The sequence below is a fragment of the Sphingobium limneticum genome (assembly GCF_008710165.1).
In the GTDB taxonomy this organism is placed as follows: domain Bacteria; phylum Pseudomonadota; class Alphaproteobacteria; order Sphingomonadales; family Sphingomonadaceae; genus Sphingobium; species Sphingobium limneticum.
In genome coordinates this window covers 43,848-54,410 of sequence record NZ_VYQA01000022.1, presented here as the reverse complement: position 1 = coordinate 54,410, position 10,563 = coordinate 43,848, and the positions used below count along the sequence as shown (strand labels likewise).

The 10,563-nt window shown below is 67.3% G+C and carries 11 protein-coding genes; 4 read left to right on the top strand and 7 right to left on the bottom strand.

Annotated elements, in window-relative coordinates; translation table 11 throughout:
- Positions 1-149: 149 nt before the first annotated feature.
- From F4U95_RS21190 to F4U95_RS21160, 7 genes are all read right to left on the bottom strand, one after another.
- Positions 150-1,412, bottom strand: coding sequence for a hypothetical protein (locus F4U95_RS21190; protein ID WP_007683327.1), 1,263 nt, complete (start codon positions 1,410-1,412; stop codon positions 150-152).
- Between the two features lie 281 nt (positions 1,413-1,693).
- Positions 1,694-2,098: a copper-binding protein gene (locus tag F4U95_RS21185; protein WP_007406376.1), complete on the bottom strand. Its 405-nt coding sequence runs from the start codon at positions 2,096-2,098 to the stop codon at positions 1,694-1,696.
- On the bottom strand, positions 2,095-5,238 hold the full coding sequence (locus tag F4U95_RS21180) for an efflux RND transporter permease subunit (protein WP_016746446.1): 3,144 nt from the start codon (positions 5,236-5,238) through the stop codon (positions 2,095-2,097). The genes F4U95_RS21185 and F4U95_RS21180 overlap by 4 nt, the downstream gene beginning before the upstream one ends.
- On the bottom strand, positions 5,235-6,725 hold the full coding sequence (locus tag F4U95_RS21175; RefSeq protein WP_007406384.1) for an efflux RND transporter periplasmic adaptor subunit: 1,491 nt from the start codon (positions 6,723-6,725) through the stop codon (positions 5,235-5,237). Before F4U95_RS21175 ends, F4U95_RS21180 begins: the two co-directional genes overlap by 4 nt.
- The gene (locus F4U95_RS21170; RefSeq protein WP_029548875.1) at positions 6,722-7,984 is read right to left on the bottom strand and encodes a TolC family protein; all 1,263 of its coding nucleotides are present in this window, start codon (positions 7,982-7,984) and stop codon (positions 6,722-6,724) included. Before F4U95_RS21170 ends, F4U95_RS21175 begins: the two co-directional genes overlap by 4 nt.
- Before the next feature lie 63 nt (positions 7,985-8,047).
- Positions 8,048-8,305 (bottom strand): hypothetical protein, encoded by a 258-nt coding sequence (locus F4U95_RS21165; RefSeq protein WP_007683334.1) that lies wholly within the window; start codon positions 8,303-8,305, stop codon positions 8,048-8,050.
- 77 nt (positions 8,306-8,382) lie between these two features.
- Positions 8,383-8,745 carry a hypothetical protein gene (locus F4U95_RS21160; protein ID WP_007406428.1) on the bottom strand — a complete coding sequence of 121 codons (363 nt, stop codon included), beginning with the start codon at positions 8,743-8,745 and terminating at the stop codon, positions 8,383-8,385.
- Positions 8,746-9,006: 261 nt separating this feature from the next.
- On the opposite strand from F4U95_RS21160, the gene F4U95_RS21155 reads away from it, so the two are divergent.
- The 4 genes from F4U95_RS21155 (at position 9,007) to F4U95_RS21140 (ending at position 10,563) form a co-directional block, all read left to right on the top strand.
- Entirely contained in the window at positions 9,007-9,345 is a 339-nt protein-coding gene (locus F4U95_RS21155; RefSeq protein ID WP_007406371.1) for a hypothetical protein, read from the top strand.
- 140 nt (positions 9,346-9,485) lie between these two features.
- Positions 9,486-9,965 carry a heavy metal-responsive transcriptional regulator gene (locus F4U95_RS21150; protein WP_007406417.1) on the top strand — a complete coding sequence of 160 codons (480 nt, stop codon included), beginning with the start codon at positions 9,486-9,488 and terminating at the stop codon, positions 9,963-9,965.
- Positions 9,962-10,183, top strand: a complete 222-nt coding sequence (locus F4U95_RS21145; RefSeq protein ID WP_007406426.1) for a hypothetical protein — start codon at positions 9,962-9,964, stop codon at positions 10,181-10,183. Before F4U95_RS21150 ends, F4U95_RS21145 begins: the two co-directional genes overlap by 4 nt.
- A 59-nt stretch (positions 10,184-10,242) precedes the next feature.
- Positions 10,243-10,563 carry a hypothetical protein gene (locus F4U95_RS21140; RefSeq protein ID WP_007406382.1) on the top strand — a complete coding sequence of 107 codons (321 nt, stop codon included), beginning with the start codon at positions 10,243-10,245 and terminating at the stop codon, positions 10,561-10,563.

The following is a 10,563-nucleotide window of genomic DNA, read 5'->3' as shown; positions in this document are numbered from 1 at the left end:
ACACCTTCAAAATGCGTAGCCATCGCCGGATAGAACTGAGCCGTCGCCTTTCTGGCGCGACCGTAGAAGGCAGCAACAAGTAAGATCTCGCGCCGGCTATCTGGGCGAGCTTGGCGTAGGATTCCGCCCCCTCCCGCAAACGCCCCCTTTCAGGGAAGGGGGCTTGAGATCGCCTTGATGGCCTTCAATCCCGTTCCAAAACGAGCGATCGCGTCCCTGTTTCTCTCCAGCTCGCCATAGGGCAGATAGGCGAAGTCGAGATCGGCAATACGGCTGAAAGCCGGGCGACGGAGTTGCGCGCGAACGTCCTGCTCGCGCGCATTCGGTGCGACCAGGAATAGCCCGGCGGCAGCGTGCAGATCGCTCCCCGACAGCGCCAGATCGAGCATGCGCACGATCCCCGAGTAGATCGAGGTCGAATGTTCAACCTCGAACGCGGCGGCGACGCCGTCGCCACCCTTCGCCAGCCACAACACGTCGATGAGGCGGATCGAGTCCGCTCCGGGAGAGGTCGCAATTGCGTCTGGAAGGCGCTCGAGGCATCCCTGTCCAAGCGGGCAGCCAGCGTGAAGTCGACCGCGGTCATTGGCGGCGATCCACACATCGTAACCGAGGGCATGGCCGAGGTCGCGCAGCCAGGCCTGGATTTCGGCGTGCGTGCGATCGGTTTCGCCCTGCGCGGCGGCTGTCTTGTCGAGCCGGCTTGCCTCCGCTCTGGCATGTTCCAATCTGCCGAGCCAGTCGTCGGCCGCCGTTGCGTCATCCTCCAGCGGTGGCGCGGGATAGCGGCCCGAGCCAATGTCGAACAACAGTCCGCCGATCGCGCCGAGATCGTTGGAGAGCAACTCGCGGTAACGGTCGTTGAGGTCGAGGATGCCGGCGCGCATGGCGAGAAAATGATCCCATGACCCGAGCTTCACCTTGGCGCCGGTGACGGCATTGTAGCCCTTGACGATCGCGGTATTGAAGGGCGGCACCAGCGTCGGGTGAAGGAAATAGAGCAGGTTGGCCGCCGCCGGCCCCAGCCCCTTGATCTTGAGCGCGTCTATGCTGCGGATGTGGCTGATGATCTCCTCGGCGGTATCGCAGCACGAGCAATTGTCGAGCAGGCGACCGAACGCCCGCTGGTTGTCCGGGCTTTCGTAGATGTCTGGAATGCGCAGCTTGGGCTTCCACAGCCAGGCATGGTCGGCGCCCTTGAAGATCTGCCGCTGTTCGGCGATCGAGTGGACAACCGTTTCCAGTGACGAGCCGCGATAGGCGACGCCGAACCGCCCACTTTCGATTTCTGCGACCACCTGCTGCAGCCCGCGACGGATGGAGCGGAAGTTTTTCAGCCGTTCGTCCCACAGAAACCAGGAGCGATAGGTGGCGCCGGGATCGTCTCGCCAACGACGGACAAGCTCGCTCACGAGATCATGATGTGTCGCGGGTAACAAGGTCATACTGGCTGGGTCATCTAAACTGGGCTCCTTGCCGTTCAGGCTATCGCGAGCAAGGGCGGCTTGCACGTTCAATGTGCGATCCGCGAAGCGTGCTCAAATTGTCGGTGATCGCGCAGGGAAACGCCGCTGGCATTGGGCGTTGCCGGTCGCAACCGTCGACCGGGCGCACAGCCAGGCAGACGGCCGGCACGGGCGTCGCCGCCCGGGAGCGGCGACGCAACCAGCTTTTTCCGGTCGAACTTAGCGGATCACTGCTTTGCGATCGCGGTGACCTCGCCATCGCTGCCCTTGAGCGAGAGGTCGAAATCGACCTTGTCGCCGACCTTGACCGCATCGGTGATCGACGGCGCGGCCTTGAACGCCATCGTCATCGCGGGCCACTTGGCCTCCGGGATCGGACCATGATCGAGCGTGATCGTGCCTGCCGCCTTGTCGATCGCGGTGACGGTGCCATGGCCCTTGGCCTTGATCGCGGCGTTCGCGTCAGGCGCCATCGACATGTTGCCCATGTCGCCGCTCATGGTCGCGGCGGGCGCCGCCTCGTTGGTCTCAGTCGCAACGGGGGCCTCCGCCTTCTTGCCGCACGCGGCAGTCAGGGCGGCGAGGCCGAGGGCAATGGTCAGTCGTGCATGGTTCATCGTCTTCTCCTTCATGATGAAACGGGTTGAGGGATGGGATCGGTCTTGGGCCGGCGCAACAGCAGATAGGCGGCGGGCAGGACGAACATTGAGAGCAAGGGCGCGGTCAGCATGCCGCCGATCATCGGCGCGGCAATCCGGCTCATGACCTCCGAACCCGCGCCTGATCCCAGCAGGATCGGCAGCAGGCCGGCCAGGATCACCGCCACCGTCATCGCCTTGGGACGGACGCGCAGCAGCGCGCCTTCGCGCACGGCGGCCTCGACTTCGGCGGCGTCCGGATTTGCGGTGTGCTCCGCCAGCGCGTTCTTGAGATAGATCAGCATCACCACCCCGAACTCGGCGGAGATGCCGGCGAGCGCGATGAACCCGACCCCGGTGGCAACCGACTGGTTGAACCCCAGCAGATAGAGCGTCCAGATGCCGCCGGTCAGCGCGAACGGCAGCGTGCCCATGATCAGCGCAGCCTCGTCGAAGCGGCCGAAGATCAGGTAGAGCAGCACGAAGATGATCAGCAGCGTCGCGGGCACGACCAGCTTCAACCGGTCGACTGCGCGCTCGAGATATTCGAACTGGCCCGAATAGGCGATGCTGACCCCCGGCGAGAGCCGAACCTGTCTCGCCACCGCGCGTTGCAGATCGCCAACCACCGAGGCGAGATCGCGCCCGCGCACATCGACATAGACCCAGGTCGAGGGCCGGGCATTCTCGGTCTTGAGCATCGGCGGCCCTTCGGCGATCGTGACATTGGCGACCGTGCCGAGGGTGATCTGCTGGCCCGCGGGCGTCAGGATCGGTAGCCCCCGCAGCCCGTCGAGGCTGTCGCGCAATTCGCGCGGATAGCGCACGCTGATCGGGTAGCGGGCGAGGCCCTCGACCGTCTCGCCGATCGTCTCGCCGCCGATCGCGCCGGAGACGATGGCCTGGACGTCGGCGATGTTGAGCCCGAACCGCGCGGCGGCGGCGCGGTCTATGTCGACATCGACATAGCGTCCGCCGGTCAGCCGCTCGGCGAGCGCCGAGCTGACGCCGGGCACGCTCCTGGCCACGGTCTCGACATCATGCGCGATGCGGTCGAGCTCGGCGAGGTCACTGCCCGACACCTTGACCCCGATCGGGCTCTTGATGCCCGTCGCGAGCATGTCGATGCGGTTGCGGATCGGCGGCACCCAGATATTGGCGAGACCCGGAAGCTTCACCCGGCGATCGAGCTCGTCGACAAGGCGTTCGGGCGTCATGCCCGACCGCCACTGGTCGCGGGGCTTGAATTGGATCGTCGTCTCGAACATTTCGAGCGGCGCGGGATCGGTCGCGGTCTCGGCGCGGCCGGCCTTGCCGAACACGCTTTCGACTTCGGGCACGGTCTTGATCAGGCGGTCGGTCTGCTGGAGCAGCTCACTCGCCTTGGCGGCCGAGAGGCCCGGCAGCGCCGAGGGCATGTAGAGCAGGTCGCCCTCGTCGAGATTGGGCATGAACTCGCCGCCGAGCCGGCTGAGCGGCCAGGCCGTGGTGGCGAACACCAGAGCCGCGATCAGCAGCACTGCCTTGGGCCGCTTCATCGTCCAGTCGATCGCGGGCCGGTAGATATTGGTGAGCCAGCGATTGACCGGATTGGCCTGCTCGGCCGGAATGCGGCCCCGGATCAGCCAGCCCATCAGGATCGGCACCAGGGTCACCGACAGGATCGCGGCCGCGCCCATCGCATAGGTCTTGGTGAAGGCGAGCGGCGCGAACAGCCGGCCTTCCTGCGCCTCCAGGGTGAAGACCGGAATGAACGACAGCGTGATGATCAGCAGGCTGAAGAACAGCGCCGGCCCGACCTCGGCCGCCGCCTCGGTGACGACGATCCAGCGCATCTCGCCATCGAGATGTCTGTCCGGGTGATCCTGCTCCCAGCGTTCGATCCTCTTGTGGGCGTTCTCGATCATGACGACCGCCGCATCCACCATCGCGCCGATGGCGATGGCGATGCCGCCCAGCGACATGATGTTGGCGTTCACCCCCTGGAACCGCATTACGACGAACGCGGCCAGCACACCGAGCGGCAAGGTCAGGATCGCGACCAGCGCCGAGCGGACGTGCCAGAGGAACAGGGCGCAGACCAATGCGACGACGATGAACTCCTCGACCAGCTTGCGGGTGAGGTTCTCGACCGCGCGATCGATCAGCTGCGAGCGGTCATAGACCGTGACCACCTCGACGCCCGGCGGCAGGCTTTTCCTGAGATCGGCGAGCTTGTCCTTGACCGCCGCGATGGTCTCACGGGCGTTCTTGCCTGACCGAAGAATAACGACGCCGCCGGCGACCTCGCCTTCGCCGTTCAGTTCGGCGATGCCGCGCCGCATCTCGGGGCCGACCTGGATCGTGGCGACATCGCCGAGCCGGACGGGCACGCCGCCCGCCGCAGTCTTGAGCGGGATTGCCCGGAAATCGTCGAGCGTTTTCAGATAGCCCGAGGCGCGGACCATATATTCGGCCTCGGCCATTTCCAGCACCGAGCCGCCGGCTTCCTGATTGGCTTGGCTGATCGCCTGCACTGCCTGGGCGTGGGTTACGCCGTAGGCCGCGAGCTTCACCGGATCGAGCAGCACCTGGTACTGCTTGACCATGCCGCCGATGCTGGCGACTTCGGCCACGCCGGTCACGGTCTTCAGCTCGTAGCGCAGGAACCAGTCCTGCAACCCGCGAAGCTGCGAGAGATCGTGCCGGCCGGTGCGGTCGACCAGCGCATATTCATAGACCCAGCCGACCCCGGTCGCGTCCGGCCCGAGCGCGCTGCGGGCGCTGGCCGGCAACCGACCCTGGACCTGGTTGAGATATTCGAGCACGCGGCTGCGCGCCCAGTAGAGATCGGTGCCGTCCTCGAAGATCACATAGACGAAGCTGTCGCCGAAGAAGCTATAGCCGCGCACCGTCTTGGCGCCGGGCACCGACAGCATGGTGGTGGTGAGCGGATAGGTGATCTGGTTCTCGACGATCTGCGGCGCCTGACCCGGATAGGAAGTGCGGATCACGACCTGCACGTCGGAAAGATCGGGCAGCGCGTCGATCGGGGTCGAGCGCACCGCCCACAGGCCCGCGCCGACCAGCGCGAGCATGCCGAGCACGACGAAGAAGCGGTTCCTCACCGACCAGCGGATGAGATGGGCGATCACTGGCCCGCCACCTTCGCCATATGCCGCAGCGTCGGTCCCGCCGGGGGCCGGTCGAACCCGAACCGGACCCGGTCACCCGCCTTGAAGCCGCGCGCGATGCCCGGATTGGCGAGCGCGAAGGTCATCGTCATCGCCGGCCAGTCGAGCGCGGGAACGGGCTCGTGGCTGAGCGTCACCGAATTGGCCGTGATCCGCTCGATCTTGCCCGTCGTCTCGTACAGCGTGGCTTTCGACGCCGGCGCGGCGATGGTCGCCGATGCCGCACCGCCGCCGATCGGCCGCGCCTCGATTCCCGACAGGCTCGCCTCGGAATCGATCAGGAACTGCCCCGAGACGACGACGTTCTCGCCGGGCGACAGGCCGGCAAGGATCTCGGTCTCGCCGCCTGCCTCGCGGCCGATGCGGACCTCGGCGGGATGATAGCGCCCGTCGCCTGCGGCCAGCATGACGAGCGTGCGCCTGCCCGTGCGGATCACCGCTTCGCTCGGCACCAGCAGCGCCGGCTTGGCATCGCCGCCAAGCGCGACGCTGGCGAACATGCCCGGCCGCAACCGGCCGTCCCGGTTGGGCAGCTCGATCCGCACGGTGAGCGTGCGGCTGTCGGCCTGCGTGGTCGGCAGGATCGCGATCACCCGGCCGGCGAAGCGCTCGCCGGGGAAGCCCGCCAGCGTGGTGCTGGCATTCTGGCCGACCCGGACATCGCCCGCGCGCGCTTCGGGCACCGCGGCATTGAGCCAGACGGTGCCGAGCCCGCTTACCTGGGCGAGCGTCTGGCCCATGGCGAGCGTCACGCCGGCACGGGCGTCGAGCGTCTGGATCGTGCCCGAGATCGGCGTCGTGATCGTCACCACGCCGTTCGGGCGTCCGCTCCGCTCGACGCTGGCGATGAGGCCGTCGGACATGCCCATCAGCCGCAGTCGCTGGCGCGCGGCCGCGGTGAGGTCGGGCTTGCCGAGCCGCCTGACGCTCAGATATTCGGTCTGCGCGCCGCCCCATTCGGGCAGGAGCAGGTCCGCGATCGGCGCGCCGGCGCGGACCACGTCCCCGGGCGCTCGCGCATAGACGCGGCTCACGAACCCGCCCGAACGCGCCTGGATGACGGCGACGTCGCGCTGGTTGAAGTCGATCGTGCCGGTGACCTCGAGGGCCGAGGCAAGGCTGCCCATCTTCGCCGCGACGACCCGCAATCCCAGGCTCTGCCGCGCGGCGGGATCGACGGCGACCGTGGGGGCCGCGCCGGCGCTTCCTCCGTCCGCGTATCGCGGCACGAGCTGCATATCCATGAAGGGCGACTTGCCGGGCTTGTCGAACTTCTGGTTGGGGAACATCGGATCGTACCAGTAAAGGACTTTGCCTGCCCCGGCGGGCGTGGTCGCCTCCGATTGCGGTGCCTGGCGATGGCCAGCCCAATAGCCTGTGCCGCCGGCCAGCAGCGCGACAGCCAGGATCGATGCGCCCCAGCGCAGCGCGGATTTATCGAGCGTCATGGCCGCTCCTCCCCATAGGTGATAGTGATGCGGACCGCGTCGCGCGCGACGTCGGCTTCGCGGTTGAGCGCCTCGACCTCGGCCTCCGCGAGCCCGAGCGTCGTGAGCAGCGCGGCGCCAAGGTCGAGCTTGCCGGCGCCATAGCTGTCGCGGTCGAGCTCGGCGCGGTGCCTGGCGAGTGGCACCAGCGTCTCGCGGGCATTGCGCAACCGGGAGAGATGCATGGCATGGTCTGCGAGATCGGCGTCGAGCTGCGCCACCAGCTCGCGGCGGATCGCCTCGCGGTCGAACCGACCCCCTTGCGCAAGGCTCTCGCTTGCAGCGATCCTGGGGTTCTGGCGCTTGCCGGCGAACAGCGGCAGGTCGATCGACACGCCGACCGAGGCCATGTCGCCGTACATGGGATCGCGCCGGCCATAGGTGACGCCGACCTTCCAGTCGGGGCGCTTGTCGGCGCGCGCGAGACGCACGTCCGCTTCGGCGACTGCGATCCGCGCGTCCTGCGCGCGCAGGGCGGGAAGCGCATCGATTTCGGCCCGCAGCCGGATCGGATCGACATCGAGCATCGGCGGGTCGCCCGTCGCCTGCGGGTCGGGGTCGCCGGTATAGCGCGCGAGCCGGGCCCGCGCCTGCGCCACCACCGCAGCCATCTCGGCGCGGCGATCGGCGATGGCGGCGCGGAGCTGGTCGGGCTCGAGCGCCTGGCTCGGGCGCGCGCTGCCCGACGCCAGGCGTGCGGTCACGGTCTTCTGCAGGTCGTCGAGGCTGGCATCGAGCAGGTCGAGCTGCCGGAGCCGGCGTTCTCCATAATAGAGATCGACCCAGGCGAGGGCGGTCTCGAGCCGCACGTTGCGGCCTTCGACCAGCTCGCCCGCCTCGGCGATACCGATATCGGCCGCGGCGCGCGCGGCGCGTGCATGGCGCTTGGCGAGATTGGGGAAGGTCTGGCTGAACCCGATCGTCGCCATAGTGAAATCGTCGCGCGTGAAGCTGCCGGCATTGGGGCCGCTCACCGGGAAGTTCTGCAGGCCCAGGTCGAGCGTCGGATCGGGCAGGCGATCGGCCGCGACCGCCGAAGAGCGGGCGCCGGCTGTCGCCGCCGCGCGCGCCTTGAGGCTTGGCGCGTTGGCGGCAGCGAGCCTCACTGCCTGCTCGTAGGTGAGCGGGCCGGCCGACACCGGCACGGCCCAGGCGCTCGCAAGCGTCGCACCGATAGAGAGCAACAGGCGTCGCACAGCGCGCCTCGGCATCATGATCATGGATATCATCCCCTCATGACAGAGGCGGCGCGCCAAGATGTGACGCGCCGCTCCGGAGCGGGTTTAGCCCTTGTCCGACCTGACTGCGCCGCGCATGCAGTCGGCGGCGCTTGCCTGCATCATCGCGCAATCGCAGCTGGCCATGTCCCGGCTGTCGGGCACCCATATGCGGACACGCGCAGGGCCAGTCGCCCGCGGACCATATTGCGGCGCCGACCGCCATTCCCAATGGCCTTGCGGCGTGCGGCTCGCGTCGGTTGCAAGCGCAGGCGCGGCGAGACTGAGGGCCGCCACAAGGGCGGCCGGAAGCAGTTTGATCATCACGAAAACCTTTGACTGAAAAGAAGGAAACCGGGCGCGCACGCATCGATCGATGCGCGCAGCCCGTGCTCGTTCAATCAGGCAAGGCTGGTGGGAGGATCCGGCTCGGGCGCAACCGCCTTGCCGGTCAATATCGTGTCGGTCGTCCAGAAGCTGGGCGCGTCGTAGAGACGCGCAGGCGCAACGCCGCCTGCCAGGTCCGCTGCGACCAGCGGGATCACGCACCCCATCGCGGCGATGCAATCGAGCGTCAGGCCCTTGCAGGGCTTTTCGCTGGGCGCAGGCTGCTGCTTGGCCATCATCGCCATGCAGTCCGCATCCATGCCCTTGGCCAGCGGCGCGCCTGCCGCCTGCGGCACGCTGTGCGCGGCCGCCATCTGGGCTCCGAAGAGACCGGACAGCGCTCCGATGACGAGCAGGAGGGCGAGCAGGCGTTTCACGGGCCTCGATATCTAGCGGGTTTCGCGGGCGCAGCCAACCAAAGTCTCGCGCCGCGCGGATTTTGAAGTGCTGACGGCTGATTCCGTCAACTCCGCGTCAATAAAGATCCGGCCCGGGGAAGAAGATCGGCTGCGGCCTCTACGTATATCGAGGCTGGACCCGGGACCGTAGTCCCAAGCCTGAAGAGACGCTCTTCCCCTCGGCAAAGTCCGGGCGGTGGCTTACCATCCAAGGAGGTGAATATGGTCAGAAAAACTCTCATGGTCGCGCTTGCCGGCATTTCGATGCTTGCTGCCGTCCCCGCTATGGCCCAGGGCATCGGGCACAGCCTGTTCATGCGCGGCTCGATCGTCGACACGGGCAGCAACGGCACGGTCGTCTGCATCGGCAAGGCCGATGGCGCCGAGGTCGGCCAGAAGCTCGAGGTCTATCGCGTCGTGACCCATCCGGGTCCGTCCAAGGGCGTGGCGCCGACCTATCACCGCCAGCTCGTCGGCCATGTGACGATCGACCATATCTTTGACGATCACTTCGCGCACGTGTCCGTCGCCGACGGCACGCCTGCCAGGCACGACATCGTCGAGCTTCGCAAGAACTGACAAGCCGGTGGCCCGGCGGCACGGGCTGCCCTGCGACGCGTCGGGGCAGCGGGCCGCCGGCGACGAGGAGACCGTTCGGGGTCAAAGCGAAACCGCTTGACCCTGGACCATGGTCCAACCGGCATGATCGAGCGGATGACATGGGCAATTTCAAGATCGGCGAACTGGCCGCGGCCGCAGGCGTGGGGCGGGATACGATCCGCTATTATGAGCGGATGGGCCTGCTGCGCGAGCCCGCGCGCACGGCAGCGGGCTACAGGCTCTACGACGCGACCGACCTCGAGCGCGTCAATTTCATCCGCTCGGCGCAGGAGCTTGGTTTCACACTCGAACAGGCCCGGCAGCTGCTGGCGCTCAGGGCGTCGGACACCGCGCATGCCCAGGCCGTGCTCGATATCACGCTTGCCAAGATCGCGGACGCCGAAGCCCGGCTCGAGCGCCTGTCGGATATCCGCGACATGCTGCGGATGCTCGCCGACGAATGCCCGGGCGAAGTGCCGGTCTCCGATTGCCCGATCCTCGCCTTCCTGACGGCGCGGCGGAAAGACCAGCAGCATAACAAGAAACATCAGGCAGCGCAGGACGAACGATCACCACGAGCGAAAGGGGTTTTGTCATGAAGAAAATGCGTTTGATCGCCGTCCTCACGCCGGCGCTGCTTCTAGGCGCCTGTGTGACCACGCGGCCGACCTCGGCGCAGGTCGAGAGTTGCCGGGCGATGGAGGGCAATATGGGTCTCCAGACGCCGCATGATCATGGCGAGATGAAGGGGCAGGGGCGCAACCCGATGAACCTCTCGCACGACCGGTGTCTCCGGATTCTGCGCAGCGCGCAATGAGCCGGTCCGGACGCCAGGGATGGCGCCCGGACACAGTTTTCAAGCCAAGGAGCAAAGCCATGATCGACCATGCGAAGAAAGCCCTTCCACTTGTCGGCGGAAGCCTGTTGCTGGCGCTCGCGCTTTCGGGCTGCGACCGCCAGGCCGACCAGACGGTGCCGCCCGCGGCGAACAGCGTCGCCGCCACTCCGGTCCTGACCGACAGCGGCAACGCTGCAGACGCGGCGCCGATGGACGCGATGAGCAACCAGGCCGAGATGGAGCGGCATCACCGTCAGGCGATGGACCATGACGCGATGCGCGCCGGGGCCGGCAACCAGACCGCGCCGGCACCCGATCCCGCGCCGGGCAATGCGGCGATGCCGATGAAGGATATGTAG